The organism is Nocardia sp. NPDC051052 (genome assembly GCF_044456045.1).
Classification (GTDB): domain Bacteria; phylum Actinomycetota; class Actinomycetes; order Mycobacteriales; family Mycobacteriaceae; genus Nocardia.
The window spans coordinates 707,921-733,682 of record NZ_JBITFL010000005.1; the positions used below are offsets into that span (position 1 = coordinate 707,921).

At 65.9% G+C, this 25,762-nt stretch carries 26 protein-coding genes; 15 read left to right on the plus strand and 11 right to left on the minus strand.

What is annotated here, in order from left to right:
* Positions 1 to 14: 14 nt before the first annotated feature.
* Both ACIBCN_RS21040 and ACIBCN_RS21045 read right to left on the minus strand, forming a co-directional pair.
* The gene (locus tag ACIBCN_RS21040; protein ID WP_396993267.1) at positions 15 to 1,109 is read right to left on the minus strand and encodes a BMP family protein; all 1,095 of its coding nucleotides are present in this window, start codon (positions 1,107 to 1,109) and stop codon (positions 15 to 17) included.
* A gap of 136 nt (positions 1,110 to 1,245) precedes the next feature.
* Positions 1,246 to 2,388, minus strand: coding sequence for a metallophosphoesterase (locus ACIBCN_RS21045; RefSeq protein ID WP_396993268.1), 1,143 nt, complete (start codon positions 2,386 to 2,388; stop codon positions 1,246 to 1,248).
* A 227-nt stretch (positions 2,389 to 2,615) separates the two neighbouring features.
* Here ACIBCN_RS21045 and ACIBCN_RS21050 point away from each other — a divergent pair, with 227 nt between their 5' ends.
* The 3 genes from ACIBCN_RS21050 to ACIBCN_RS21060 all read left to right on the plus strand — a co-directional run bounded on the left by ACIBCN_RS21050 (position 2,616) and on the right by ACIBCN_RS21060 (position 5,647).
* Entirely contained in the window at positions 2,616 to 3,746 is a 1,131-nt protein-coding gene (locus ACIBCN_RS21050) for a diguanylate cyclase (RefSeq protein ID WP_396993269.1), read from the plus strand.
* Between the two features lie 222 nt (positions 3,747 to 3,968).
* A complete protein-coding gene (locus tag ACIBCN_RS21055) occupies positions 3,969 to 4,493 on the plus strand; it encodes a hypothetical protein (protein WP_396993270.1) in 525 nt (174 codons plus the stop codon).
* Positions 4,490 to 5,647: an MAB_1171c family putative transporter gene (locus tag ACIBCN_RS21060; protein ID WP_396993271.1), complete on the plus strand. Its 1,158-nt coding sequence runs from the start codon at positions 4,490 to 4,492 to the stop codon at positions 5,645 to 5,647. The genes ACIBCN_RS21055 and ACIBCN_RS21060 overlap by 4 nt, the downstream gene beginning before the upstream one ends.
* Before the next feature lie 8 nt (positions 5,648 to 5,655).
* Here ACIBCN_RS21060 and ACIBCN_RS21065 read toward each other — a convergent pair whose 3' ends face one another.
* The gene (locus ACIBCN_RS21065; protein ID WP_396993272.1) at positions 5,656 to 6,576 is read right to left on the minus strand and encodes an aldose 1-epimerase family protein; all 921 of its coding nucleotides are present in this window, start codon (positions 6,574 to 6,576) and stop codon (positions 5,656 to 5,658) included.
* A 100-nt stretch (positions 6,577 to 6,676) separates the two neighbouring features.
* Between ACIBCN_RS21065 and ACIBCN_RS21070 the strand changes: the two genes are divergently transcribed.
* Both ACIBCN_RS21070 and ACIBCN_RS21075 read left to right on the plus strand, forming a co-directional pair.
* Entirely contained in the window at positions 6,677 to 7,477 is an 801-nt protein-coding gene (locus ACIBCN_RS21070) for a hypothetical protein (RefSeq protein WP_396993273.1), read from the plus strand.
* A gap of 298 nt (positions 7,478 to 7,775) precedes the next feature.
* Positions 7,776 to 8,330, plus strand: coding sequence for an SMI1/KNR4 family protein (locus ACIBCN_RS21075; RefSeq protein WP_396993274.1), 555 nt, complete (start codon positions 7,776 to 7,778; stop codon positions 8,328 to 8,330).
* Between the two features lie 318 nt (positions 8,331 to 8,648).
* On the opposite strand, the gene ACIBCN_RS21080 is transcribed toward ACIBCN_RS21075, so the two are convergent.
* The gene (locus tag ACIBCN_RS21080; protein ID WP_396993275.1) at positions 8,649 to 9,065 is read right to left on the minus strand and encodes a hypothetical protein; all 417 of its coding nucleotides are present in this window, start codon (positions 9,063 to 9,065) and stop codon (positions 8,649 to 8,651) included.
* 255 nt (positions 9,066 to 9,320) lie between these two features.
* Here ACIBCN_RS21080 and ACIBCN_RS21085 point away from each other — a divergent pair, with 255 nt between their 5' ends.
* Positions 9,321 to 9,926: a dihydrofolate reductase family protein gene (locus ACIBCN_RS21085; protein ID WP_396993276.1), complete on the plus strand. Its 606-nt coding sequence runs from the start codon at positions 9,321 to 9,323 to the stop codon at positions 9,924 to 9,926.
* An 83-nt stretch (positions 9,927 to 10,009) separates the two neighbouring features.
* On the opposite strand, the gene ACIBCN_RS21090 is transcribed toward ACIBCN_RS21085, so the two are convergent.
* Positions 10,010 to 10,852, minus strand: a complete 843-nt coding sequence (locus ACIBCN_RS21090) for a helix-turn-helix transcriptional regulator (protein ID WP_396993277.1) — start codon at positions 10,850 to 10,852, stop codon at positions 10,010 to 10,012.
* A 101-nt stretch (positions 10,853 to 10,953) separates the two neighbouring features.
* On the opposite strand from ACIBCN_RS21090, the gene ACIBCN_RS21095 reads away from it, so the two are divergent.
* The 4 genes from ACIBCN_RS21095 (at position 10,954) to ACIBCN_RS21110 (ending at position 14,035) form a co-directional block, all read left to right on the plus strand.
* On the plus strand, positions 10,954 to 11,226 hold the full coding sequence (locus tag ACIBCN_RS21095; protein WP_396993278.1) for an Atu4866 domain-containing protein: 273 nt from the start codon (positions 10,954 to 10,956) through the stop codon (positions 11,224 to 11,226).
* Entirely contained in the window at positions 11,223 to 11,981 is a 759-nt protein-coding gene (locus tag ACIBCN_RS21100) for an SDR family NAD(P)-dependent oxidoreductase (protein WP_396993279.1), read from the plus strand. Before ACIBCN_RS21095 ends, ACIBCN_RS21100 begins: the two co-directional genes overlap by 4 nt.
* Before the next feature lie 33 nt (positions 11,982 to 12,014).
* Positions 12,015 to 12,770, plus strand: a complete 756-nt coding sequence (locus ACIBCN_RS21105) for an SDR family NAD(P)-dependent oxidoreductase (RefSeq protein WP_396993280.1) — start codon at positions 12,015 to 12,017, stop codon at positions 12,768 to 12,770.
* Positions 12,771 to 13,261: 491 nt separating this feature from the next.
* Positions 13,262 to 14,035: an ATP-grasp domain-containing protein gene (locus ACIBCN_RS21110; protein ID WP_396993281.1), complete on the plus strand. Its 774-nt coding sequence runs from the start codon at positions 13,262 to 13,264 to the stop codon at positions 14,033 to 14,035.
* Between the two features lie 424 nt (positions 14,036 to 14,459).
* On the opposite strand, the gene ACIBCN_RS21115 is transcribed toward ACIBCN_RS21110, so the two are convergent.
* A complete protein-coding gene (locus ACIBCN_RS21115; protein WP_396993282.1) occupies positions 14,460 to 15,611 on the minus strand; it encodes a hypothetical protein in 1,152 nt (383 codons plus the stop codon).
* 610 nt (positions 15,612 to 16,221) lie between these two features.
* Between ACIBCN_RS21115 and ACIBCN_RS21120 the strand changes: the two genes are divergently transcribed.
* A complete protein-coding gene (locus tag ACIBCN_RS21120) occupies positions 16,222 to 16,722 on the plus strand; it encodes a tetratricopeptide repeat protein (RefSeq protein WP_396993283.1) in 501 nt (166 codons plus the stop codon).
* 87 nt (positions 16,723 to 16,809) lie between these two features.
* On the opposite strand, the gene ACIBCN_RS21125 is transcribed toward ACIBCN_RS21120, so the two are convergent.
* Complete coding sequence (locus ACIBCN_RS21125; RefSeq protein WP_396993284.1) at positions 16,810 to 18,108, minus strand: YhgE/Pip domain-containing protein; 1,299 nt, start codon at positions 18,106 to 18,108, stop codon at positions 16,810 to 16,812.
* Positions 18,105 to 18,581 (minus strand): hypothetical protein, encoded by a 477-nt coding sequence (locus ACIBCN_RS21130; RefSeq protein WP_396993285.1) that lies wholly within the window; start codon positions 18,579 to 18,581, stop codon positions 18,105 to 18,107. Before ACIBCN_RS21130 ends, ACIBCN_RS21125 begins: the two co-directional genes overlap by 4 nt.
* 142 nt (positions 18,582 to 18,723) lie before the next feature.
* Here ACIBCN_RS21130 and ACIBCN_RS21135 point away from each other — a divergent pair, with 142 nt between their 5' ends.
* Positions 18,724 to 19,656 carry a LysR family transcriptional regulator gene (locus ACIBCN_RS21135; RefSeq protein WP_396993286.1) on the plus strand — a complete coding sequence of 311 codons (933 nt, stop codon included), beginning with the start codon at positions 18,724 to 18,726 and terminating at the stop codon, positions 19,654 to 19,656.
* A gap of 523 nt (positions 19,657 to 20,179) precedes the next feature.
* Complete coding sequence (locus tag ACIBCN_RS21140; RefSeq protein WP_396993287.1) at positions 20,180 to 21,073, plus strand: alpha/beta hydrolase; 894 nt, start codon at positions 20,180 to 20,182, stop codon at positions 21,071 to 21,073.
* 174 nt (positions 21,074 to 21,247) lie between these two features.
* Here ACIBCN_RS21140 and ACIBCN_RS21145 read toward each other — a convergent pair whose 3' ends face one another.
* Positions 21,248 to 21,949 carry a helix-turn-helix domain-containing protein gene (locus ACIBCN_RS21145; protein ID WP_396993288.1) on the minus strand — a complete coding sequence of 234 codons (702 nt, stop codon included), beginning with the start codon at positions 21,947 to 21,949 and terminating at the stop codon, positions 21,248 to 21,250.
* 223 nt (positions 21,950 to 22,172) lie between these two features.
* Here ACIBCN_RS21145 and ACIBCN_RS21150 point away from each other — a divergent pair, with 223 nt between their 5' ends.
* Positions 22,173 to 23,267, plus strand: a complete 1,095-nt coding sequence (locus tag ACIBCN_RS21150; RefSeq protein ID WP_396993289.1) for a serine hydrolase domain-containing protein — start codon at positions 22,173 to 22,175, stop codon at positions 23,265 to 23,267.
* A gap of 83 nt (positions 23,268 to 23,350) precedes the next feature.
* Here the strand turns inward: ACIBCN_RS21150 and ACIBCN_RS21155 are convergent, their stop codons facing one another.
* Positions 23,351 to 24,085, minus strand: coding sequence for an SDR family oxidoreductase (locus tag ACIBCN_RS21155; protein ID WP_396993290.1), 735 nt, complete (start codon positions 24,083 to 24,085; stop codon positions 23,351 to 23,353).
* An 89-nt stretch (positions 24,086 to 24,174) separates the two neighbouring features.
* On the opposite strand from ACIBCN_RS21155, the gene ACIBCN_RS21160 reads away from it, so the two are divergent.
* Positions 24,175 to 25,068 (plus strand): LysR family transcriptional regulator, encoded by an 894-nt coding sequence (locus tag ACIBCN_RS21160; RefSeq protein WP_396993291.1) that lies wholly within the window; start codon positions 24,175 to 24,177, stop codon positions 25,066 to 25,068.
* Positions 25,069 to 25,145: 77 nt separating this feature from the next.
* Here ACIBCN_RS21160 and ACIBCN_RS21165 read toward each other — a convergent pair.
* Positions 25,146 to 25,762, minus strand: a 617-nt coding sequence (locus tag ACIBCN_RS21165) for a transposase (RefSeq protein ID WP_396993292.1), incomplete at its 5' end; no start/stop codon positions are given.

Consider the following 25,762-nt stretch of genomic DNA (forward strand, 5'->3'; position numbering starts at 1 on the left):
GTGACGGCCGCGGCTCACTTGGCTGCGGGCTGGGCCTTCGACGTGAGGGTGATCTTTCCGTTCGCGAGATCGGTGGTGAGCGCGGTGATTTCGGCCTTCAGCTCGGCGGGGATGGTGGCGTCGAACTCGTGGTACGGGGCCAGGCTGACACCCTTGTTCGCGATGGTGCCGACATAGGCTTGGTTGCTGAACTGCTTGTTGTAGGCGTCGGTGATCGTCTTCGTCACGGCGACGTCCATCGCCTTCTCGACGCTGGACAGCAGCGACGAACAGTATTCCGCGGCGCTCACGCAGCCATCGGTGTCGACCCAGATCGCGGTGACCTTGCCGCCCGAGGAGTGCGCGGCCTCCAGCGCGCCGAGGCCCGCCGGACCCGCCACCGGCAGAATGACATCGGCGCCCTGGCTGATCAGATCGTTGGCCTTGGTCTTGCCGATGTTCTTGTCCTGGAAGTCATTGGTGATCACACCCTGCTGGGTGGCCTCGTCCCAGCCGAGCAGCTGAACCTGCTTGCCCTTCGCCTTGTTGTAGTAGGCGACGCCCTCGGCGAAGCCGTCCATGAAGATGGCGACGGTGGGAATGTTGATCCCGCCGAAGGTGCCGACCTTGCCGGTCTTGGTCTGGGCCGCGGCAAGATAACCGGCCAGGAAAGACGGCTGAGCGGAATTGAAGGTCAGCCCCTGCAGGTTCGGCAGCGGCGGGTTCTTCGAGGTATCGGTGTAGGCGTAGTCGACGATCGCGAAGTCGACATCCGGATTGGCCTTGGCCGCGGCGTAGGTGGCGTCGCCCTGCTTGAAGCCGATCGTCACGATGATGTTGCACTTCTGCCGGACCATCGTGTTGATGTTCGTCGGATAGTCGTTGTCCGACTTCGACTCCAGCTGCGCCTTCGAGATGCCGAGGGCGGCGACCGCGTCGGTGACCCCCTTGAGGGAGGTCTGGTTGAACGACTTGTCGTCGAACTTGCCGGAGTCCGACACCATGCAGGCCTTGAAGTCCTTGGTGCCCGCCGCGCCGCTCTTGCCCTGGTCGGACGGCGGACTACCGCACGCCGCGACGGTCAGCACGAGAACACCGGCAGCGGTGAGGGTGTGCAGCCACCTACCCATATTTGCCTCCTGAAACGCGATACCCCGCAACCCAACTCACCGAACCTGTTGGAGAGTGCAGTGGTGGTGGGAGTTTAAGACGCGGAACCGATCTTGGCTCGGTTTCCGCGCCATCTCCGGCATCCGGTTTGCCCGGTTAGTTGTTCGCGGGGGCCGAGCGCAGGATCAGCACGGTGACTTCGCTGGGGGCGAAAACGCGCAGTTGCGGGCCCCAGAAGCCGGTGCCGCGGCTGGTGTAGAGCTGGGTGTGGGCGCCGTGGCGGCTCAGGCCCGCGACGACCGGTTGGTCGAGGCGGACCAGGTAGTGGAACGGCCAGATCTGGCCGCCGTGGGTGTGGCCGGAGATCTGCAGCGCGACGCCTGCCTCGGCGGCGGCGGTGATCTGCTTGGGCTGGTGGGCCAGCAGCACCACCGGCAGTCGCGGGTCGGCACCGGCCAGCGCGGTGGGCAGGTCGGGACCGTGGCCGGGGAGGCCGACGCCGGTGGGGTCGTCGATGCCCGCGATCACCAGGCGGTCGCCGCCGCGGGTCACCGTCTGGTGCTGGTTGCGCAGCGGCTGCCAGCCGATCGAGGCCATGTGGTCGATCCAGCCCTGCGCGTCACCGAAGTATTCGTGGTTGCCGGTGATGTAGAAGCGCCCGAGTGCGGCATCGACCTTGCCGAGCGGGTCGACCTGCGGGTGCCGCTTCGCGACCGAGCCGTCCGCGAGATCGCCTGCGTGACAGGCGATATCGGGTCGTTGCTCGTTGACCACCGCGACCACCCGCTCCGACCAGCGCAGGCGATCGAGCGCCGCGAAGTGGGTGTCGGTAACGACCACCACGCGCAGTCCGTCGAGGCCTTGCCCGAGGCCGGGAATGGACACCTCCACCGTGCGCACCCGAGGCACCCGCCGCGCCTCGATGATCCCCCACACCACCAGGGCGATCGACACTGCGAGCACGCCAACGGCGACGATGCGGGAGCGGTCCGGATCGTGCACGCCGACGATGGCCATGGCCAATCCGGCGATGTTGCCGATTACTGACCAGCTGAACACCACCCACGCGATGCCGAGCAGCGTGTCGCCCACGACGGACGCGGCATCCGACTGCGCGGGTCCGTGACCGAGGAACATCGACGCGGGCAGGCCGACAAAGGCAAGCGCGAACGCCGCGGTACCGAGCCAGAACAGTGGGCCGGTGCCATCGGTGGGCGCGCCGACCAAGGTCCACCAGGGAACCAGAAACAGGACGGCGAGGATCGCCAAGACCAGGGCAACGCGGGGCACGTATTTCAAGAGACCATCCTCGTCGGCGGGGGGTGTGCTTCGCGCGGTCCCTCCGCCCGGCGCGGGCGTTGTCGACGATAACAGCGCGCAGCCGCGGGCCTACCGGTAGCGGATCGGGTTCAGTGCGACTCTCGGTTACAGTTAATTGTCAGCTATGTGCGCAAGCTATGCGGGCAACGGGCTCAACCGGCCGACGGCACGACGCCGACGCCGGGCCGACACAAGGCGGTGACTCGATGGGTGACGTTCGGTCGATCTTTCAAGCATGGTGGCGAGATCGGGTCGACTATCGCTGGCTGGTCGCCACGTTCCGCGCGCGGTCCGCGCTCGTGCCGATGAAGATCATGGTCGGCTCCGGCGGCCTGGTGATGGTGGTGATCACGATGCTGGCCCTGGTATCGGGCGCGGGCCAGTCCGGGACAGTCGGGGTGACGCAAGCGATCATCGCGGCCACGCTGGCGGGACTCTGGACACTGCGCTGGTGGTTGCTGCCGTGGCCGAGTGCGGGGGAATCGCTGATTTGGGTCGCGGTGGTGGATCTCTCGGTCACCGCCAACAACGTGATGGTGCAGGATCGGCTGCTCGGGGCACTCGGGATCGTCCTGCTGGTCACCACCGGCGGTTACGTGACGATCTTCCACGGACCACGAATACTTGCCATCCACATCGGCTGGTCCGTGCTGTCGATCGTGCTGGTCGCGACCCTGCTGGTGATCGGCTGGCCCGGGAACGATCCGCACGCCACCGGCGACATCGCGCTCGGTGTCGGCGTCGCGTTCGCCAACATCGCGGTGGCCTGCGTCGTACTCCCCATCGTGCAGTTCTCGCACTGGCTGCTGCGGCTGGACGCGCTGTCGGATCCGCTGACCATGCTGCTGAATCGGCGCGGCCTGGACTTCCACCTGGCGAACCTGTCGAGTTCGACCGCCGAGGGCGCGGTGTATGTGGTGCTGGTCGACCTGGATCGATTCAAGTCCGTCAACGACAGCATCGGGCACGCGCTGGGGGACGAGGTGCTGGTGCGGACCGCCCGCTGCCTGCGCGCCGCCGGGCCGCCCGGCGCCGTCGCGGCGCGCACCGGCGGTGACGAGTTCGTCGTCGTCGGTTGCCCAGGGGGCGGGGGCGCCGTCGTCGCCGAGCGACTGCGCGGCGCCATCGAGGCGATGGCCGGTCTGCCGATCACGATCACCGCCAGCGTCGGGGTCGCGGTCGCCGATCCGGTGCTGGACGCCGATCCACGCACCGGTTCGATCTATCGGAGCCTGTTCCGGCGGGCGGACTCGGCGATGTATCGGGCAAAGCAACTCGGCGGCAACGCGGTCGTCGTCGCGGAGGCCGCGCTCATCCCGGACGGCCGGTTGGCGTAGCCGCTTCAGCGCGAAATCATCACGGCCACACCATGTTCGGTTGCATCCGGGTGGTCCGGGGTGGGGTGGACGGGCGGTGTGGGATTCGGGCTTGACTCGGTTGCGGAGGCAACCTAGCCTCGAACGGCCACGCGGCAACCATCGTAGATAGCGTACGTCGATAGCTTTCATTCAGTGGCGTCGCGGACGAGTGGGGGATCGATTGATGGAGTTGAAGGCAGCGTGAAGGGCGAGCGGGAGTTACGTCGCCGCCTGCGTCGTCTGCTCGTCGAGTTGGATATTCAGCCGCCGTTGGACGTGGCCATGCTGTGCCGGCGAGTTGGCGAGCAGCGGGGAAAACCGATCCAGCTGGTGGCGCACCCGATCCCGATCCCTGGCCCATTCGGGGCGTGGATCGCCACCGCCACCGTCGACTACATCCTGTATCAGCAGGAGACCACCAAAGCCCACCAGGATCACATCGTGCTGCACGAACTCGGGCACCTGCTGGCCGGTCACCACAGCGATGAGCAGGATGATTCGCTGATGACCGAGTTGTTCCCCTTCAGCGGCCTGAGCCCCGACGACGTGCGAACCGTGCTGCGCCGCACCTGTTACGACACCGTCGAGGAACGCGAAGCCGAAACGGTGGCCACCATCATCCTGGAATGGGCCTCGGTGCTCGACCACATCAGCACGGGGCCGACATCGGACGCGGCCGCACAACGCCTCGGCTCCGCGCTGAACGACCGCCGGGGCTGGCTGTGATCGGCATCCAGATCGTGGTGGGGCTCGGGATTCTCACGCTGGCGTGGATGCTGTCCCTGGTGGCGCTCAAACCGCGCGATGTGCGGTTGCGCTCGATCACCGCGGTAGTCGTGTGCTGGACCCTGGGTTTGCCCTTTGTGGTCTACGCCTCCAGAGGCGTGGATTTCCTTGGTCTCCAGCCGATGTGGTCCCAGGTGACCAACCATGTGCTGATCATGACCGGCGCGTACTGCCTCGTCTGTTTCTTCTCCTACAGCGCGTTCGATCGTCGGCAGGCCGGGGTCCGAGCCAAATGGCACGCGCTCGTGCTGGTCGTCGTGGTGAGCACGCTGCTCGTGACGGCCGCGTTCATTCCCGCGGCACTGCGAACCATCGCCGCACAGGTGACGACAGGTAAGGGGCAGGAAGCTCGCGGTGTATTCAGCATCAGCCTGTTCTACACAGTCGCGAATTGCTATCTGCTGTCCGCGTTCCTGAGCTCGGCGCTGGCGACTCGGCGCATCGTGCGGCACGCCGAGGGCGGGCTGCGGTTCGCTCTGCGGATCACCATGGCCGGGCTGGCCGCACTGATCCTGGCGTTCACGATCTTCGCGGTCAGTAGCAGTCTGCACTTCGCGGACACCGACCTGCCCGACCCGGTCCGGGTGGCCGGAGTGATGTTGCTGCTACCCGGCTTCGGGCTGTTCCTGTTCGGCATCACCGTGCCCGCCGCCGTCACCAGGGTGGCCGCCGGGCGCATCTGGTGGCGCCATCTGCGGGCGTATCGCACGCTCACGCCGTTGTGGACGCTGCTGCATGCCGAATTCCCCGAGGACGCGCTGACCCGCGTGCCGACCAGCCCGCGACTCGACCGGCTTCGCTTCACCGGTGTGCACCGTCGTTTCTACCGCCGGGTCATCGAATGCCGGGACGGGCTGGTCCGGATCAGTCCCTACATGGCCCATGTTCAGGCCGCCGAGCCCCAAACCGATTCCGCGCCAACGCAACTAGCGCAGCAGCTGCGGCAAGCCCTGCAGGCCCGCGCGTCCGGCGTCGAGGTGCGCGGCCGGCCGATGTCGATCGCCAGTCCGGCGACCGATGGACTCGACGCCGACGTCGACGAACTCCTCGCGCTGGCCAGTGCGCTGCAGCCGGTCGGCGCGTCCGCACGCTGAGGCGATCGTCACGCCGAGGTCAGTCGTGCACCCCAGCTGGTCTGCACCGTGGCGCCGGGCGTCAGCCGGATCAGCCCGTCGCCGCTCTGAAAAGCGTTGGGCGGACAGGTCATCGGCTCGGCGGCCAGGCCGGTTCGCCGATGTGCGGGGGCGAGGGTGTCGGCGGTGAACAGCTGGATCACCGAATAGGAGTCGTCCACCCAGAGCTCGGCGACGGCGCCGTCGTTGCCCCGCAACCGAACCCAGGCGCGGCCGTCGTCGTCGCGGGCAAGGTCGGTGAACGGATGATCTATCGTCAACGCGCCCAGCGGCTTCGGCGTGGTGAAGTCGAACGGGGTACCGGCGACGGATTCGGTGCCGATCGGAAGCTGACGGTCGTCGTCGGTGACGATCCGGGTCGCGGCGTCGAAATGCAGGACCGCGCCGTCGATCAGGCCGTTCCCCGGCGAGAGATACGGGTGCTGGCCACAACCGTAGGGTGCCGCGGTCTCGCCGAGATTGGTTGCGGTGGTGGTGACGGTGAGGCCGTCGTCAGCGAGTGCGTAGCAGATGGCGAGGTCGAGATAGAACGGGTAACCCTTGCGCGGGTGCAGCGTGGTCCGCATGGTGACCTCGTTCTGCTGCGCGTCGGTCGCCCGCCACGGCCGCCAGCGCAGCAGCCCATGGATCGCGTTGTGCTTCGCCGGTTCGGTCAGCGGCAGCTGCTGGTCGACACCGTCGAAGCGATACTTGCCGTCCGCCAACCGATTCGGCCATGGAATCAGCGCGCCGCCGCGACCGCCATCGGCCATCGCCAGCACGTCGTAGGGCTCCAGCACGTCCCGTCCGGCCATCCGGTACTCCCGGATGCCGCCGCCGACCTCGACGATCACGGCCCGCTGGTCGCCATGGCTGATCGAGAACTGCTGTCCGGACGGTGGCGGAGTCATGACCTAGGACGCTACCGTGGCCCGAGTCCTGAACTTGCCCACCGGTCGGTCGCAATGGATCTACCGTGGTGTTAAGGGGGTCTGCGGGTCAGGAGCACCGATGATCGACATCTTCACATTTCGAGGAACCAACGAGCGGCGTAACCCCGACGGCGCACCGACGGGCATGACGGCGGCCGTCACGGGCCTGCTCGATCCGACATATTTCCGCAGTTACGAACCGGATTGGACGGCGGCGATCGGGCCCGACCCGGATCTGTGGGGTCCGTCGCTGGACACCTCGGTGCAGGAGGGCATCGCCGCCGGGGTGCAGGCGATCCAGGATTCACCGAATATCTGCGGGGTGGTGTCTTATTCGCTGGGCGGCATCTGCGCCAGCCGAATCCTCGAGGGGGTTCATTGCGGGCAGTACACCAACACCGACGGCAGCCCGCTGGAGATCGCGTTCGCGGTCAATATCGCCAATCCGCTTCGGAGTGAAGGAGATTCGGTCGACAATCTGTGCCCGCCGTCGACCTTTGGACTGCACGGGCAGCACGGGCCGTGGCCGGAGCAGGTCCAGACGCGCGAATACGCCAATCCGGCCGACATCATCACAGCGTCCCCGGCGGACTCGCCGCTGCGGATCATCGATGTGGGAATCTCGCCGTTCTCGTTCGTGGAGGGTGCGCGCTTCGGCGATGTGGGCTATCTGATCTTCGACGAGCTGCTGCAGTGGCTGCTGCACGACCCGGTGGGCAACCTCGACCGCTACGCCGAGGCGGTGCGCGGCGTTATCGGCCTGCTCACGCCCTGGCCGAACGGCCCGCACGTCGCCTATTCGGCGCAGAACCTGCCCGGCACGAACGTGGTGTGGACGACGCACGCGGCGAACTACATCAATGACACGTTCGCCCAATGATTCCGGCCGATAGCGCGATGACGCCGCCTGCATCGGCTCGGGCCGGTGCCACTTGGGCGCGCTGCCCACAGCTCTGGTGGCCTGAACTCTAACGTCCTGTGGCGCAACCGGGTACGAAGCTACTGTCGCGCCCATGACCCGCTTTTGATGGCATGTCCGTGGGATAAGCGCGGTGGCGGCATTGGCCTCGACTTGCGCGATGCTGACCGCCTGTGGCACCGACGAGCACAAGACAGCCGATCCGCAGCGGCGCGACTCGGCGACATCGACTCCGGCACAGTCGAGTTCGACCGCGTCGGTGACGCAGGCCGCCCCGCAGACGACCGTGCCGATCGGCGATGTCCCCGGAAATTCGGACGCCGTCAGGGCGATTCAGCCGTGGGCGCGCGACCTGGTCGGCGGCGACCTCGACCGGCTGATCCGCAACTGCTGGACCATCGACCCGGCGCGGGCTCGCGAGATGATCTCACAGAGCATGCCGTGTCGAGCACGCTCACTGGAGCTATGGGAGTTAAGCCGTGGACACTCGTCTGTTCGGGATCGCCGAGTGGCGCACGTTCCTGCGCGACTACAGTTCGAAATTCTTGGACAACTCGCGATTGCTGCGTGTGCTCAGGAGAACGGGGCCGGCGAGTTCGTCAGCAGTCATGTCCAACGTGAGGGTTGGATCGGTTACGAGCCGGCCGGTGCGGATGCGGTCGTGGCCGCCGAAGAGCGGCTGGGCATTCGATTGCCGCCGACGTACCGGAACTTCCTGATGGCCAGCAACGGCTCCGGCTATATGGGCCATGTCGATCTGCTCAACTTCGGTGCGCTGCTGTTGCATGCGGCTGGGCGATTGGATATCGATTGACGTCAGGTCAGCGCGCCGAGCCCCCGAGCGATGTGAACAGGCTCAGGCGTACCACCTGGTATGGCTCGCCGACATCCTGCGCGCGTTCGATCGAGACAAGCTGTGGCCCGCGGTTGATTTCGCGAACGTCCGCTACTGCGAATACCGAGCGTCGGCGCGCGCCCCCAAGGCGCAGGGACCGCCTATTACTCTCGGCGGAAATGGTTGCGGCCGTTCCGAATCCAGGTTTCGGAACGGTCGCATAGTCTCTGAGCGTGTCGGCAAGTAGGCGATGCCGATGTAAGCATGGTGCGCACAGACTTTTGACGATGCCTCGATTTATGAACTCGCGCGCCGCATGTTCGTGAAATACACCGCCGGTTCCCGCGTGATCAGCCCGTACCCGCCGTCCGGAATCGCCGCGAACGGAGCGGGCAGGTACAGCACCGGCAGCACCTCACCGATCAACGGCCGCTGCTCCCGCGTGATCCGATAACCGATCTCGACCACCTCGGGCACATCATCATCATCATCCACCACCGCACCGCCGTCGCGCCGGACGCACCGATGCGGTTCGAGCCGCACCGTCCGAATCGCCGTCCGCGCCCATCGGAACAGCACGCACTCGCTCGCCCCCGGCCGCGCGTACTCCACCAACCCCACACCATCACCCCAGAAGACGAACTGCTCATCCTCCATCGAGCTGTGATACCCAGCCTCCACACTCCACTGACCGATGATCTCGTCACCACGCATCGAGCGATTGAACCACCGCGCCCGGCGAGCACGTCCACAAATGCCGCGACCCGCGGGTTCGACAGAGCCACCTGACGCTCCGGAAAATCAACTGGCCGAGACCATCTCGGCCAGTCGAACGTCCGCGACTGCCGAATACCGTGCTTTCGCCTGGTTGATATGCAAGGTTCGACCAGCAGCGCCATGCCACGCCGGCCGATGAATTTGTGGCTCCCGGTCGGTCAAAGCTCATGACACTTAGGAAAGGACACCTCCATGTCGGAGCTTCTCGTCGACTTCATCACCTCCCTCGACGGCTACGCATCGGGAGAGGGATGGCCGGGGTTCTGGGGTCTCGAGGGCCCGGAGTACCTCGCATGGCTGGGCGAGCAGCCCGCGGCCACTCACCTGATGGGTGCGAACACCTACCGCCTGATGTCGGGCTTCGCCGCCGGCGAGGTCCCGACTGGCCAAGACGAGTTCAGGCCCGAAGAAGAGGCGTCTGTCGACGAGCTCACGCAAGCGTCCAAGGTGGTGTTCTCCTCCTCGCTCGAGGAGTCACTGACGTGGGCGAACTCCACGCTGGTCCGCGGCGACGCCGTCGAGGCGGTCCGCGCCATGAAGTCGAGTGGCTCGGGGCTCCTCAGCACGATCGGCAGTCTGAGCCTGTGCCGGTCCTTGCTACGAGCCGGACTCGTGGACCGATTCCGGGTCGTGATGTTCCCGGTGATCACCGGTGCCACGGGCGCGGAACGCATCTACGACGGCTATCCGGACGTTGCCCTCGAGATGATCGAGCACCGCACCTTCGACGGCCGCATCCAGCTGGTCGAGTACAAGCCCCGCGTGCTCGAGCACCCGCCGCTCGGCGCGCCTGCGTGACGCCGGGCGTGGCTTCGATCGGGGGCTGCGCCGGGGTTGGGTCGTCTGGTCCCGGGGTGGCTCCTTGGGGCTGTTTTTGCGAGTTAGGTATCGACCGTGCGTGCCTGGTGTGTGGTGGCGTGGAGGCTGCTCAGTAGGGCGAGGGTGTGGGCGCTGGGTGTAGCGGGTTCGGCGTGGTAGATGATCAGTTGCTGGCCGGGAGTGCTGCGCACGTCGAAGGCCTGGTAGGTGAGGGTGAGCGGGCCGACGTCGGGGTGTATGAGGTGTTTGGGTTCGCGGGTCTTGCCGCGCACCTGGTGGGTATCCCACAAGGCGCGGAAGTGCGCGTTGCCCTCGCTGAGTTCGGCCACCAGGCGCCGCAGAGCGGGGTCGTGTGGGTTGAGGCCCGCGGCTACCCGCAGGTTCGCCACGGTGGCTTGTGCGGTCCAGTCCCAGCGTGCGTAGAACTGTTGTCCTGCGGGGTCGAGGAAGGTCATGCGGGCGAGATTGTCCACCGCGCGGAATGGTGAGAACAGCGCGTCGGCGAGGGTGTTGGTGGCCAGTACGTCCAGGATGTGGTTGAGCACGAAGGCGGGGGTGTGCGGGTAGCCGTCCATGAGTTGCCGCAGTTCGGGGCTCACGGTCTGGGGTACCGGTGTGGGTGTGTTGTCTGGTGTGGTGCCGGCCAGCCGGTACAGGTGCTCGCGGGCGTCGGGGTCGAGATCCAGTGCGCGGCACAGGGCGTCGAGCACCTGCGGTGACGGGTGGGTCTCGCGGCCTTGTTCCAGGCGGGTGTAGTAGTCGGCGTTCACCCCGGCGAGGACGGCGACTTCTTCGCGGCGTAGTCCGGTTACCTTGCGCCGGCCGGAGTAGAGCACGCCCGCGTCTTGGGGCGTCCGTTGTGCGCGGCGCGCTCGTAGGAACGTACCCAACTCACCACTGCCCATGACATCAGGGTAGGTCGCGGTCGGCCCGGCTGGGTGGGTGCGGTACACCCAGCCAACGCACGTCCTGCCATCGCGTTTCGTCGTTGCCGACGCTGGTCGGTATGACAAGCGATATCGACGTGGTCGGCATGTGGGTCACCGCGGACGGGCATATCCGGCAGGAACTGCGCGCCGACGGGCGCTACGACGAAGCGCGCGGCGAACGGCGCAGCCTCTACACCGGTCGCTACACGGTGACCGGAAACCACCTCGACTACGTGGACGACACCGGCTTCACGGCGACGGGCGACCTCCGCGACGGCGTGCTCTACCACGAGCATCTCGTCCTCTATCGCGAGTCCGCCGACGATCACCACCGGCAGGCACAGAGATGAGCGTGCCACCCACCAGCCGTGCACTGGAGGGCAAGGTGGCGCTGGTCACCGGCGCCGCCCGCGGGGTCGGCGCGGCCACGGTCGCCTGGCTGCACGCCCACGGCGCGCGAGTGCTGGCCACTGACCTGCGCCCCGAGGTGCACGACCTCACCGCCCGGTTCGACCGGGTGTCCACTGTGGTCGGCGACGTGTCCCGGGAGGACACCGCGGTGCGGTCGGTGGCCGCGGCGATCGATCGGTTCGGCAGCTTGGACATCCTGGTCAGCAACGCCGGTCGATCGGTGAACAAACCGGTCATCGAGACCACCGCGGCCGACTGGGACGAGCTGATGTCGATCAACGCCCGCGGGGCGTTTCTGCACGCCCGGGAGGCATTCCGGGTGATGCGCGAACACGGCGGGGGTGCGATCGTCACCGTCGGGTCGTTCGCCTGCACCGTCGGGCTGGTCGAGGCCGCCGCCTACAGCGCGTCCAAGGGAGCGCTGGCGCAGTTGACCAAGGTGCTCGCGCTGGAGGGCGGTCCGCACGGCATCCGTGCCAACGTCGTCGCCCCCGGTGTGATCGAGACCGACATGCTCGACAACTTCCGGGCCGACAGCCGGGAGTATCTGCGCTCCTTCGGCGCCGCCCACCCCTTGGGCCGTGTCGCGCAGCCCGAGGAGATCGCCGAGGTGATCGGTTTCCTGGCCTCGCCCCGGGCCGGCTTCATCACCGGCGCGGTCATCGCCGCCGATGGCGGCTACACCACAGCCTGAGTCCTCAGTAAACACAACGAGAGAGAGCAAATCATGCCCGGACGGCTCGCCAACAAGGTCGCGTTGATCACCGGCGCGACCGGCGGCATCGGACAAGCCACTGCGGAACTGTTCGCCCACGAAGACGCCCGCCTGGTCGTCACCGACATCGCCCAGGACGCCACGGAGGAGCTCGCCGCGCGCCTGAAAGCCACCGGCGCCGAGGTCCTGGCCGCCCGTTTGGACGTCTCCTCAGCCGAGAACTGGAGCGAGGTCATCGAGCTGACCCGGCAGCGCTTCGGCCGGCTCGACATCCTGGTCAACATCGCAGGCATCGTGGACTGGCCCGGCATCGAGGACACCACGCGGGACTCCTGGGAACGAGTGATCGCGGTCAACCAGACCGGCACCTGGCTCGGAATGAAGACCGCCATGCCCCTGCTGCGCGCCTCCGGTAACGCCTCGATCATCAATACCTCCTCGGTGCTCGGCCTGGTCGGCAGCGGAGCCGCCGCCGCGTACCAGGCGTCCAAGGGAGCGGTGCGGCTGCTGACCAAGACCGCCGCCGTCGAGTACGCGACCCGTGGCGTCCGGGTCAACTCGGTGCACCCCGGAGTCATCGCCACCCCGATGATCCAAGATCTCCTCGACGAGCACGGCGACCAACAACCCGACATCCTGCGCACCCCCATGCGCCGCGCGGGCAACCCCGCCGAGATCGCTCCCACAATGCTCTTCCTAGCCAGCGACGAATCCTCGTTCATCACCGGAACCGAACTCGTCGTCGACGGCGGACTCACCGCACACTGATGACCAACCCTGGATCCACATCGATCGCCGGATGTCCGCACATGCCGCTGGAGATCGGTTGTGGCTCAGGACATTTCATAATGCCGACTATCGGATATCCAGCGAAGTGGCTTTGACTCGGTGAGCTGAGGCGAGATGATGGAGCCTTGGGAGGGGAGCGCGCGTGGCTGGTGAGCACGACTGGGATGAAGGCGAAGGTCAAACTTCTGGCAAGCGAGCGCCGACGCTATGCGTGGGTGTTGGAACGATATGGGGTGCTGACGTCAGCAGAGGCCGAGACCGAAGCTGCCGACTTCTACTACTACGAGGCACCTGACGAGTCGTGTCGTGGACTGGTCTTCATTGGGCGCGGCGGCACTTGTACGGCCTCTACTGGCTAACCCATCCGGAGTGGTTGAAGCCATCAGCTGAGTATCGACCTATTGATTGACCCATACACGGAATCACAGCCTGTCCCTGCCGGATTGCGCGCCGCTGAATAGCATTGCCGCGTGCGACCGCAGTGGCTCATCGATCTCCACGAGGACTTTCCCGGCTCCGCGAGCGTCGCGGCCGCGCTCGACGACGCCGTGATCGTCGAAGAGCGTGACGCGATGGTGGGGCGCTGGCCTGTCGTTCAACCGGGCCGCACGCTCATCGGGTACGGAACGATGCCGACGATGACGCGGTTGCGTCGCGTACCGCAGCTCGGGGAAGCGGTGTTCGACGACTACACAATGCTGCGCTGCTCGTTTTACTACCGAGACGTCTACGACCTCCTAGGACGCACGGCCGTCCTTGTGCCGTTCTCGGCGGTTTCCGCTCTTCCACTGCGACGCATGTTCGACAGCGACCAAGTATTCATCCGCAGCGATACCAACTACAAACTGTTTCCCGCCGGCGTTCACGCGATCGCGGAGCTGGGCCGCTGGCTCGAGATCTACGACCAGTACCGCGACCAACTCGTCGTCGTGTCCGAGGTCGTCACCTTCGAGCGCGAGTACCGTTGTTTCTGCCGAAACGGCCGATTCGTCTGCGGCAGCTCCTACCCGATCAAGCCGTATCTCCCCGTCCCCGAACACGTCCGTGGTTTCGCGGAAACCGCGGCGGCGCGACTGCTGACTCACGGTTCCACCACGGTCACTGTCGATGTCGGTGTCGCCCCCGACGGCGAGCTGCGCCTCGTCGAGCTCGGCGGCGTGAACAGCTGGGGCATCTACGGCTCGAACGTCGCCGACTTCATCACCGCGATGGAAGCCGAGGCGCTCGCTCGCGCGGGCGTATGACGAAGACACTGCCGCGCAAACGCAACGCGCCAGCACATCACTACCCGTCAAGCGTTGCAGCAGGCGTGGAACGTACTATTCTGCCGCGACCCGCGCGTTCTCGCGACGACAGCAAGTGATTGGTCGAAGATCAACTGGCGGAGAACATTTCAGCTGATCGATGTACTGAACTAGCCGATTCCAGTGCGTCGACCCGCACGCGTCGGCCTACAGGCACCCCGACGCCGAGCGACACGGGCCTACCCCCCGCCAGGCGACACCGCGGCGCTCCTGCTCGAGGTACTGCACCACCGCCAGCGCGGCGGCTGGCCCGAATCGGTCATCCACTGACGCGAGCGGTTCGGCGAACAATCCGGCCGCTAGGCGGCCGGAGGTAGCGCGGGATGTGGATCACGTTCGCGTGCAAAGGTTTTTTTTCGCCGGGTCACGAGGCCGGTGTGATGCGCGTGGCGGCGGCCGCCAGGAAATCGATGAGCCATTCGATCGGGCCGCGTCCGGCCATGCGCAGCCATAGGTACGCCCCCACCACGACCACGGCCAATTCGGTGATCAGCACGGTGGAACGGTCCAGTGTGTCGAGTTGCAGGCCAGCCGTTCCCAGAACGGCTGCGGTGTAGGCGGTGAGGGGCAGCGAGCCGACGGCCGCCACGGGGGCCAGCCAGCGCCGCAACGCTTGCGGAACCGCCAAGACCAGACCCAGGATCAGCGCGGCCACTCCCGCCGACCCGATGATCGCCAATATCGTAGCCGGAGACGGCGGTCCGGCCGCGAGCATCGAATCCAGCGCCGGGTCTGGGGCGTCGGGGACGTACATCCCGATCACGATAGTGGTGGCGCTGTCCAGGTCGGGAACGCGCTCGGACACGATCCTGGCCCAGTCCGAATCCACCCGGGATGCTTCGGGATCGTTCCAGGCGAGCCCGAGCAGCTGGATGGCACCGTAACCCAGCACGGCCGCGCCGAGTCCGAAGCCCAGCAGGCGGTTTCGGACTCGGACGGCCGTCAGATCGGTGCGGCCGATCGCGAGACCGACGAGGAGGAAGGGGGCCCAGATCAGGACGGGGTAGGTGTGGGTGAGGGCCAGCGTGGGGATCGCGCCGATGTTTTCCGACCGGTCCGCCAGTGTCGGGTGAAACAGCTCCACGACCAGCGGTCCGACCAGCCCGAGGACCGCGGCGGCGATGAGCAACCGTCGTGGCCGCCACCCCAGGACTCCGATCGCCAGAGCGACGAGCACCGCGAAACTCTCCAATATCACGGTCTGCGATTCGGTGACCGCGACGAGAACGTCGCCCAGGACGAACAGCAGCCCGGCACGCACCAGCACCGCCAGGCGCGCAGAAACCAGCGACTGCCCCTGCTCAGGCGCGGCCCCACCGGTCGACAGCCCGAGCACGACCCCACCGAAGACCACGAAACACACAGCCGCACGCCCGACCGCGACCGAATGCCAATGCTCGGGCTGCGACCACGACAACGGAAAATTTCCCAGCACATCGGCGACGATCATCCCGATCACCGCTATCCCCAACGCCAGTGCCCCCGCCGCCGCGCTGCGCTGCCCTGCTACCTCCACCGGAGAAGTCTCTCGATTCCGCGACGGCGGTTCAAGATCGAAAGACTACCGGCTTGACAAAACTTCAGAACTGAACCTGCCTCACTCATCCATGGAAACAGCCCCCGGCACTGACACACACCAGCGGTACCGTCACGACATCCATAATCCAAACGTCCGAAAATGCTGCGCCCGGGGCGTTCTCGCGTCGGCAGCGCGATTGGCTGAAGTTAAACTGGCAGAGATCATCTCGGCCGTCGGACGCACGGAAATGCCGAATATCGCGCGTTATACCGGTTCAGCCTGAGGCAATTCTGCGGTCAGTTCACAACGACCCTGACTTGCCACTTCATCCCCGTCCGGGCACTTCTGCTCCGGGGCGGGCACGCATTCGGTGTCGGCACCCCTCGGGGCAAGCTTTCGGGTGTCGGCGATCGATGAAAGTATTCGTTGCTATTTGATAGGAAGGATTGGACCGACGTTCGGACATGCCGATGAGCAAGCGTCTGCTCTACTGGCTTCGGAGTGTCGAGCCGCTGCTCTCAACGCCATCGTTATCACCCGCTGTCAATCGTTCGTTGGTAAGCCGGCCCGGCGTCAACTCCATGCCGTCTGTGCGAAACTGGTGAACGTGAACCAAGATTGGGAAGATCGGATGGCGGCGGCCTGGGCCACGTTCGATGACTACGACGAAGACCACGCGGGCGAGTTCCGTGCGGTGATCGACGCACTGGTCGCCGAATTGCCGAATGACAGCGCAGTTGGCCCATTCCAGCAGGCTGGCGCGTGGGATTCGACGGGCCACTCCGACAAGGCCATTGCGCTGTACCGAGAGGCATTGGCGCGCGGGCTCGACGGTAGCCAGCGGCGGCAGGCCACGATCCAGCTGTCGAGTTCGCTGCGAAACATCGGTCAAGCCGAAGAGGGCGTCAAGCTCTTGACCCAGGAACTTACCGCCCAGTCCGACGAATGGGACGACGCCGTACGCGCATGCCTGGCGTTGTGCCTGTCCAGCCTCGGGCGCGACCGGGAGGGCCTTTCCTTGGTACTCGGAGCGCTTGCGCCCCATCTGCCCCGATATCAGCGTTCCATGGCGAACTATGCCCGTCTGCTTGTGGAGCCCGAGCTATAAGGCCCGTATGACGGTCAGGCCACACATCCGATACGCCGCTTACAAGGCCGTTCGGACCGGTCTGGCCGCAGCCTCCCGAACGCGCCATCATGAACTCATTCCGCCAGTCTGATACCCCGACCCGCACCGGTTGCTGGTGGTCTCATCGCCTGAAGCACCGTGGCCTGGTTGCCGGGTGTAGGACTGGTTGCGGTCGTAGCGGCTGGTGATCATGACACCGGCGACGACGCCGAGCAGCCCACCCGCGAGGACGTTGATCCATGCCGCGTGCAGCCCTGACAGTGGTGTCGAGTGCAGATAGAGAATCGAGCGCAGGCCGGCCACGACCGGCCGCATCGGTTCGAACTTCGCGATCAGGTGGAAGAACCCGGGTGTGGCTTCGGTGGGAATCGTGCCCGCTGAGGATGTCATGGCCAGAGCGACGAAGAAGAACATGTTGACCAGCGGAGCGAGCGACCCGAAGATCGCGAAAACCGTCAGGACGCCGAGCGCGATGGCGCCGATCGTGGTGGCGGAGAACAGATACAGCTGCCATGGCGACGCGACCGGCATGTGGAGGGCTTTGGTCGCGACCAGTTGGATCAATCCAGCGCTCAGCGGGGCCGCGATCAGGGCTATGCACCATTTGACGACTAGCATGTGCAGCCGGGACAGATGGGTGTAGTCACGACGACGTACTGTCGGACCGAGCTCACTGGGCTGAAACCCGCTGGCGGCGTCCACCACCGGATGGATCACCGAGGCACCGACGAAGCCCAGCAGAACCAAGACCACCGCGTAGTAGAAGACACTGGTCCCGAACCCATTGCGTGCCGGCAAGGCTGTCAGCGGTGCGGTCGCGACCGAGAACGGGTTGGCCAACGCGGTAGCCGCCGCAGCGGTCGGCGCGTTCTGCGCCATCTTGGCCCCCAGATTCGCGCTCACCGCGGCGGCTACCGGCGTGAGGTTCCCGGTGAACAAGCCGGTGCTCATGGTTGCGGCAGCCGGATTGGTGTCGAGGTGGATCACCGCGTGGGTGGCAGGACCGGGCGCGCCGCTCATGAGCCGGGCGATCTCGGTATTGAAATCGGCCGGTATGCGGACTGCGCCGAAGATCTTGCCGCCGTTCATCTGCTCGCGTTCCTGTTCGGCGGTCATCGGAATGAGTTGGATTGCCGCCTGGTCGATGCCCTGCGTGATGGCCGCACCGACCCGTTCGGCGGCGTCGATACTGCTGGTTGTCTGAGACTCGACGACCATGGCGACCGCGAGCCCGCGCAAGTTCCCACTCGGATCGAGGGTGCCGCCGAGATAGACCGCGGGCAGGGCCAGTGCCAGGGTCAACATGACGAGCAACGGGGGGAACCAGGTGCCCGGGTGGAGGGCGAATTCACGGGTGATCTTCATGATGGCCGACGCCGCGTCGAGTCGTTCGGCGAGGACTTCTCCAGTGCGGCTGTGGTCGGTCCGGCACGGTGGTCGGCTGAGGACGCATCGCGTTGCTCGGCGATTCGGCGGCTGATCTCGGCCCATGACAGGGGTGTCTCGTTCGCAGGCGTGGTGAAGAACACGAACGTGGCCTCCCGCATAACTTTTCGTTTGCGCGCGACGGTCGACTTGTGCGGCTCGGCACCCGCGTAGGCGTAGATGGCCGCCCTGTCCTCCCACGCGGAGTAGGTCCAGAAAATGCCCTTCGACATCTCGGCCTTCAAGCCTATGCCCAGTGCGCCGGGGGAGCGGCGGGCCTGCCGCCACAGCGCCAGTGAGGCGATCAGGAAGCCGGGTGCATCGAGCCAGGAGTTGACCTCGAGCCGGGAGGCCATGCATTGGACCTCAGGGGTGGTGGGGGTGGCGACTGTCGTCCACGGAATCGTCGGCATTGGTTGCACTTTCGGTGAGGAGGGCGGTGAACTGCGCGTCTGTTCGGGTTGTCGACGGATTCAGCCTCGATCCACCGCGGGAATTGATCAACGGCGAACTGCGTATGATGCGATAAGCCGCCGTGATTGATGGGAAAACCGCATGGACCTGCGTGATCTGGATCTGCGCGACATCGAGATCTTTCTGATGTTGTCCGCGGAGTTGCATTTCGGGCGGACCGCTGAGCGGTTGCACCTGTCGCAAGCCCGAATCAGTCAGGTGATCGGGAAACTGGAACGCCGCATCGGCGCCAAACTCTTCGAACGATCCAGTCGCACAGTGACATTGACACCGATCGGTCGACGGCTGCGCGACGACCTGCAAACCAACTATCGTGACCTGCGGGCCAGTCTGGGCCGGGCGAGCCGCGCCGCCCGCTACGGCGACGTCGGCGTATTGCGGCTGGGAATCACCAGCAGCAACCTCGATGACGTACGTCCGCTGCTCGATGCCTTCCAAGCCAGGCATCCTGACTGCACCGTGCAAATCGAACACGTCCACTTCGGCAACCCCTTCGGGGCTTTACGTGACGACGAACTCGACGCATTGGTGAGCTGGCTTCCCATCGAGGAACCCGATCTGGTGGTAGGCCCCACCCTCTACACCGAACCGTTCATGCTGCTCGTCGGCACGGACCACCCGCTCGCACAGCGTGAGTCGGCCTCGTACGAGGATCTGGCAGACTACGGCGTCTTCGGCGTGCCCCCCTCCGCCCCGGCCAACGTTCCCCCCGACTACTGGACGGCCGCCGCCGTCCCCTTCTTCACCCCCAGCGGCCGCCCGATCGCCCGCACCGCCCACGCCACCAACTTCCAAGACCTGATCCTGCTCGTGGCGGCGGGCAAGGCCATAACCCCGGTGCACGCTCACGCAGCCCGCTACTACTCCCGGCCCGACGTCACCTACATCCCCATGCCCGATGTCCCCCTGGCCCGGTGGGCTCTGATCTGGAGCCGATCCGCCGAAACCGACCTCATCGAAGATCTGGCCGCCGCAGCGTCTGCCGTCTCCCGAGGGGTCGAGATCGTGCAGTGACCGGGTGGCGTGCAGACCTTCGACGCGGGTTGCGGGCGCGGCGATCTAGCGATACCCGCGACTTTCCGGCACGCTCACGAACAAGCTACGAGCGACATCGCGGAGTCCGATACTCTGGCCTCGCGCCGACGACGGTAGGCCGAAACCCGTTGCGCTCTGGCTTTTTCCGGACCCTCCGAACCGTCGAACACATCGTTGCCGTCAGCGGCCCGTTGTCCACCCATCCCGACGGCGAGCGCGACTCGCCACCTGCTGCTGCGCTGCCGACCGCGATCGTCGCCGGCCAGCGTTGAACATTCCCTTCGGGCGCACGCACCGCCACCATCTCACAGTGCTCGTCGTTCGACTAGCCGCTTATCGCGCGGTCGTGAATGCGAGATCTGCTGTGGCTCAGGACATCCTGTGGTGCCGATTTGCGCGCGTTGCTCACGCCGCGCGGAATCAGTGAACTGCGGGTAGAACTGGTTCCGGTATCGTTCCCGCCCGCCAGGGCGGCCCGACATACCCGACCGAAAGACGCGCCGTGACTCAGCAGCAACGCAAGGCCCTCGACGAACTCGTGCGCCAAGGTCCGCTCGACGTCGGGGGCGACATCGCCGAGCAGCGCGTGATCTTCCACGAGATGCTCTCCGCGACTCCCGTACCCGACGATGTCTCGGCCAAGCGGGGCGAACTCGGCGGTGTGCCCGTCGTGACCGTGGAGACTCCGGGGACCGATCCGTCGGTTGCCGTGCTCTACTTCCACAGCGGCGCATACGTCCTCGGCTCTGCGGCCGACTGCGTGGGTCTGGCCGCCGAGGTCTCCCGGCGCGTCGGGGCCAGGGCCGTGTCAGTCGACTACCGCCTCGCACCCGAGCACCCGTTCCCCGCCGCCCTGGACGACGCCGTTGCCGCTTACCGTGCACTGCTCGACGAGGGCGTACCCAGCACGAAGATCGCGCTGGTGGGCGAGTCCGCCGGCGGCGGACTGGTCGCCGCGACGCTCGTCGCTTTGAAGGATGCCGACCTGCCGCAGCCCTCCTCGGCGGTGGTTTTCTCGCCGTGGGCCGACCTGACCGTGTCGGGGGCCAGCATGACTGGAAAGGCCGATCTCGATCCCCTGCTCACCCCCGAGGGCTTGCGCATACGAGCCCGCGACTACATCGGCGAGCACGACCCCGCTACACCGCTGGCCAGCCCCATCTTCGCCGACCTCACGGGCCTGCCACCACTGCTCATCCAGGTCGGCTCGCACGAGATCCTGCTCGATGATGCTGTCCGCCTCGCTTCCCGCGCCGCCGACCACAATGTGGCGGTGGAACTTCAGGTTTGGCCCGAGGTGCCGCACATCTTCCAGGGCTGCGGCGCCCTGCTCGACGACGCCGACCGCGCCCTGCTCGCCGTCTCTGCGTTCATCAAACGCAACTGGCTCACCTGATACCGAGCTGCGGCACAGAACCATCCGGTAGCCGAGTTGCGGACGATCGGAAGCACGGCGTACGGAGGGCGCGACTGCTCGGATGGCGACCGCGATCTCTCGCTGAATCGCCTGTGCGCCTAGGGGGATGGGCCTGCCTTCTTGACTCCTCGGGGTAAGCCGATGGCCAGCGGTCTACTCGCCGCTCCGGTGCCGTTCGGCGGATTCGATGAGGTCTTGGCCGACATCGCCGAGGAATTGGGCCATTGCGCGCAGCCGTATGCCGGCGGGTGTGCCCGGGCCGAGAGTGTCCGCGCCGTCACGGGCCGCGTCGGCGACGAGGTTGTTCAGTTGTGCGCTGGCCAGCATTGCCCGGTACCAGACGTTTTCGTCGATCACGTAGCGGTCGCGGCGGCCGACGGGGTCGCGTTCACGACGGATCAGTTCTTGTGCCTCGAGGTAGCCGACGGCCTTGGAGATCGACGCCGGGCTGACCTGGAGCCGACGGACCAGGTCGGCGGAGGTGAGGCTGCCGCTGTCGGTGGCGTAGAGGCAGGCGAGCACACCGGCCATCATGCGGGGGATGCCTGTGTTGTCCAGCAGGGTGCCGAAGTGCGCGGTGAAGTCGCGCACCACGTCGGGATCGCGTCCGTCCGCGGCGTGGTGTGAAAACGGAATCGGCTGGTGTGGACGACGATTCCGGCGTGCGCGGAGTCCGGCCGCGTGATGAGCGCGATCGGCTCGATAGTCGTTCGGCCCGCTGTTGCGCATCACTTCGCGGGTGATGGTCGACGTGGGGCGTTGCAGGCGCTTGGCGATCGCGCCGTAGGACAGGTTCTCGGCCAGCCCGGCGGCGATCTGCCGACGTTCCTGCTGGGTCAGTCTGCCTCCGGGCATGGGCTCCTCCTCCGGACCGTGCGATCAGACTGCCGCCCGCACCAGTTCATTGCAACATGCTGGCGGCATCGAGGCGCGTTCATCGGCAATATCATTGCAATGATTTCATCCAAATAAGCTGCAAGAACACATCTTTCCTCCTCGCATCCGATTGCCGATATCACGAACGCAACATAGCTTTTCCCTCAGCGCGAAGACGAAATCCAACTCGGAGGAGACCACGATGACCACCAGCACGATCACCGGAACCACCACAGTTCAGAATGTCCTGAACCGGGCGGTGGCCGAGAACGGCTATCCCGCCATGTTCGCCGAGATCCGCGATGGTAAGCAGACCTGGTTCGGTTCGGCCGGTACCGCCGATCTGAGTTCCGGTCGCGCACCGCGGCAGGGAGACCAGTTCCGAATCGGCAGTGTCACCAAGACTTTCACAGCCACGATCGTGTTGCAGCTGGCGGCGGAATACCGGCTGAGCCTCGACGACACCGTGGACAAATGGCTGCCGGGTCTGGTCCGCGGCAACGGGCATGACGGTACCCGGATCGCCATCCGCCACTTGCTCGGCCACACCAGCGGAATCTTCGGCTACACCCTGGACAAGACCATGATCGAACGGTTCTACAGCCCGGCCATGCTGGAGCACCGATTCGACGTCTATCGGCCCGACCAGCTGATCGACCTCGCCACCTCGAACCCGGCCGACTTCGAGCCGGGCACCGAATGGGGGTACTCGAACACCAACTTCGTGCTCGCCGCGATGATCATCGAGCGGGTGACCGGCCAGACCTACGCCGACGTGCTGGATCAGCGGATCGCCCGTCCGCTGGGGCTGACCGATACCTACGCGCCGAGCGGCGAAACCCAGATTCGCGGACCACACGGCCGCGCCTACTCGAAACTGATGTTGCCAGACACCGACGCACCCGTACACGACGTCACCGACCTGAGCGCCACCTATGGCTTCGGAGTCGGCGAGTTGATTTCCACTGCAACCGATCTCAATACCTTCCTCGGCGCACTGCTGTCCGGCCGCCTGTTGCCGCCGACGCAGCTGGACGAGATGCTCACCATGACCCCTGTGCCCGACGGTAAATGGCTCGACGGATACAGCTACGGCCTCGGCATCTCCTCGGTGAAGCTACCCGACGGGACCACCGTTTACGGTCACGGCGGCATGATCACGGGCACCTGGTCCTACCTGTTCGGCACCCGCGACGGACAGCGACTCGTAACCCAGAACGTCAACGGAGACTGGGGAATGCCACCACTGGACATCTTCCCCGAGCTGCTCGCCGCAGCCTTCCCCGCCCAGGCCTGAGGTTCGAAGCCCCCGAGACGATCTCCGTTGCGGTGGGTAACTGAACTAGCCGATGGGCGGGCATTCAATGGTCGGGGCTGGTGTCACAACTGGGTGCCGCCGCCGTCCACGGCGAGCTCGGCGCCGGTGGTGTAGGTCGCCTCGAAGGCGAGGAAGGCGGCGGCGTGCGCGACCTCCTGCGGATTGCCTACGCGCAGCATCGGAATCCGGGCAGCGAGCTGCGCTGATATTTCATCGGCTACTTCGGCGGGCAGGCTCTTGCGTAGAATGCCAGTGTCGATCGGCCCCGGGCTCACCGCATTGACACGCACGCCACGCGGCAGCAGTTCCCGAGCCCAGGTGCGCGCCATCGACCGCAGGGCCGCCTTGCTCGCCGAGTAGACGCTGCTGTCCGGCTCCCCGAGCTCGTCCAAGACCGAGGTGGTCAGCACCACACCACTGCCCTCGGCGAGCAGCGGCAGCAGCCGCTGCAGGGTGAAGTAGGGCCCCTTGGTGTTGGTCGCGAAGATGGCGTCGTATTTCTGCTCGGTCGTCGCCTCGAACGGCACCAAGTCGGTGATGCCGGCATTGAGGAACACCGCGTCCAGTTGACCGAACGTCTCCTCGACCTGCCTTGCCAGCGCGTCGATATCGGCTTTCGAGGTGGTATCGCTGCGAACCGCGATCAGCCCCTCGGTGCGCGCCGTTTCCAGTGCGGCTTCCTGGCGTCCCGTGACCATTACCTGTGCGCCCTCCGCGGACAGCAGACGTGCGATCGACAGACCGATTCCGGTACTGCCGCCGGTGACAAGTGCACGCTTTCCTTCGTGTTTTCCCATGTCTCCATTGAAATCCGGGACCGATGGTGGGGTCCAAGACCTGATCTGCAACCCGTCATACGCCGCCCGCATGCCGGTACGCTCGAAGTGTGCGAATCCCCGGCTCAGACCTCGATCTGCGGCTTGTCGGCTACTTCACCGTCGTTGCCGAGCACGCCAACTTCGGCCGCGCCGCCGCGGAACTGCACGTCGCGCAGCCGTCCCTGAGCCGCCAAATCCAGCGCCTCGAAGCACATCTGGGCGTGCGACTGTTCGACCGCACCCCGCACGGCAGCCAGCTCACCGAAGCCGGTCACGCCTTTCTGCCGCAGGCTCGGGCGCTGCTGAAAGCCGCTCATCACAGCGAGCTCACTGCCCGCGACGCCGCCGCCCCGCGCGAACTCACCATCGGGTACGTCGAGGACCTGGTAGTCACGCACGCCGTACGCCAGCTGCGTCACCGGCACCCCACGGCCCGCATCCGCACCCGGCACCTGGAGTGGAACGACGCCCACGCCCTCACCGACCGTCGGGTGGACACCCTGGTCGCGCGCGCGCCGCTGCCCTTCCCCACCGACCGCCTGCGCCTCGACGAGCTGTGGGCCGAGCCACGGGTCCTGGTCGTCTCGACGAACCATCGCCTGGCCGGAAAGGAATCGGTGATCGTCGACGACCTAGGCGACGAAGTACTTCCGCAATGCCCGAGCGCGGTCCCGCAATGGAGCGACTTCGCCCACCCGGAGGGCGTTCCGGCTCGCAGCGCGCCGATCGACTACGAATCGTTCGAAGACAAGCTCGACCTCGTCGCCGAGGATCGGATGGTATTGATCCTGGCTGCCGGCGACCGACGGCCGCAACTGCGCCCCGACCTGACCACCGTGCCCATCGAGGGCATCGACCCGGTCCGCGTCGTCCTGGCCAGCCGCGCAGGCGATACCAACCCTCTGATCACCGATTTCCTGAGCGCGTGGCCATCCGATGCACTCGCTCCCCGAAGGTATTGAGCAGAGCACTCCGGCAGGCGATCCCAGCACGCTGACTAAAGCTGAGTCAAGTGCACGCACATGGCTCCCCTCTCGTGTCAAGGCGCGGTTTGCAGGTCGGCGTTATTCTGGTTGGTGGTAAGTCCGGGTTGTGGCTTGTCCGAAGTGCCGGTGTGCGGGGTTGAGCCGGTCGCGCTGGAGTCAAGAGTCGTCCCCGATTGCCCTCCCGGGCTTGCCTTTTCCCGTTGTTGCTGGTCGGCGAGCATGCGCGCGTAAATCACGTTCGACAGGCGACGTTTGAGCGCCCGCATCGCTTCCATCGAGGTTTTGCCCTCAGCTTTGCGGCGGTCGTAGTAGGTGCGTCCCGCGCTGGGATTGCGTAGTTGAATGATGGCCATGATGTGCAAGACCCGGTTGATTTTCCGGTTTCCGGCGCGGGAGAGCCGATGTCGTTGCTGCTGGCCAGAAGAAGCATCTAATGGTGCTGTGCCGTTCCAGGAAGCGAACCGGTTGCGGTCTCGGAATCGGTGGAGGTCACCGACATCGGCAAGCAGCCGTGCTGCCCCGGCTGGTCCGATGCCGTTGAGGTCGGCGAGGGTGGAACCACGCTCGGTGATGAGTTGGCGGAGTTCTTTGTCGGAGGCCTTGATCTTTCGGTCGATCGTTTCCAGTTCGCCGATCAACTCGACGGTCAAGCGGCGCCGGACCTTGCCTG

Bases quoted from the DNA above. Each gene is read 5' to 3' on its own strand.
- ACIBCN_RS21040 (WP_396993267.1), bottom strand. From the start codon at position 1,109: ATGGGTAGGTGGCTGCACACCCTCACCGCTGCCGGTGTTCTCGTGCTG.
- ACIBCN_RS21050 (WP_396993269.1), top strand. From the start codon at position 2,616: ATGGGTGACGTTCGGTCGATCTTTCAAGCATGGTGGCGAGATCGGGTC.
- ACIBCN_RS21065 (WP_396993272.1), bottom strand. From the start codon at position 6,576: ATGACTCCGCCACCGTCCGGACAGCAGTTCTCGATCAGCCATGGCGAC.
- ACIBCN_RS21070 (WP_396993273.1), top strand. From the start codon at position 6,677: ATGATCGACATCTTCACATTTCGAGGAACCAACGAGCGGCGTAACCCC.
- ACIBCN_RS21080 (WP_396993275.1), bottom strand. From the start codon at position 9,065: ATGCGTGGTGACGAGATCATCGGTCAGTGGAGTGTGGAGGCTGGGTAT.
- ACIBCN_RS21085 (WP_396993276.1), top strand. From the start codon at position 9,321: ATGTCGGAGCTTCTCGTCGACTTCATCACCTCCCTCGACGGCTACGCA.
- ACIBCN_RS21090 (WP_396993277.1), bottom strand. From the start codon at position 10,852: ATGGGCAGTGGTGAGTTGGGTACGTTCCTACGAGCGCGCCGCGCACAA.
- ACIBCN_RS21095 (WP_396993278.1), top strand. From the start codon at position 10,954: ATGACAAGCGATATCGACGTGGTCGGCATGTGGGTCACCGCGGACGGG.
- ACIBCN_RS21100 (WP_396993279.1), top strand. From the start codon at position 11,223: ATGAGCGTGCCACCCACCAGCCGTGCACTGGAGGGCAAGGTGGCGCTG.
- ACIBCN_RS21105 (WP_396993280.1), top strand. From the start codon at position 12,015: ATGCCCGGACGGCTCGCCAACAAGGTCGCGTTGATCACCGGCGCGACC.
- ACIBCN_RS21125 (WP_396993284.1), bottom strand. From the start codon at position 18,108: ATGAAGATCACCCGTGAATTCGCCCTCCACCCGGGCACCTGGTTCCCC.
- ACIBCN_RS21130 (WP_396993285.1), bottom strand. From the start codon at position 18,581: ATGCCGACGATTCCGTGGACGACAGTCGCCACCCCCACCACCCCTGAG.
- ACIBCN_RS21135 (WP_396993286.1), top strand. From the start codon at position 18,724: ATGGACCTGCGTGATCTGGATCTGCGCGACATCGAGATCTTTCTGATG.
- ACIBCN_RS21145 (WP_396993288.1), bottom strand. From the start codon at position 21,949: ATGCCCGGAGGCAGACTGACCCAGCAGGAACGTCGGCAGATCGCCGCC.
- ACIBCN_RS21150 (WP_396993289.1), top strand. From the start codon at position 22,173: ATGACCACCAGCACGATCACCGGAACCACCACAGTTCAGAATGTCCTG.
- ACIBCN_RS21155 (WP_396993290.1), bottom strand. From the start codon at position 24,085: ATGGGAAAACACGAAGGAAAGCGTGCACTTGTCACCGGCGGCAGTACC.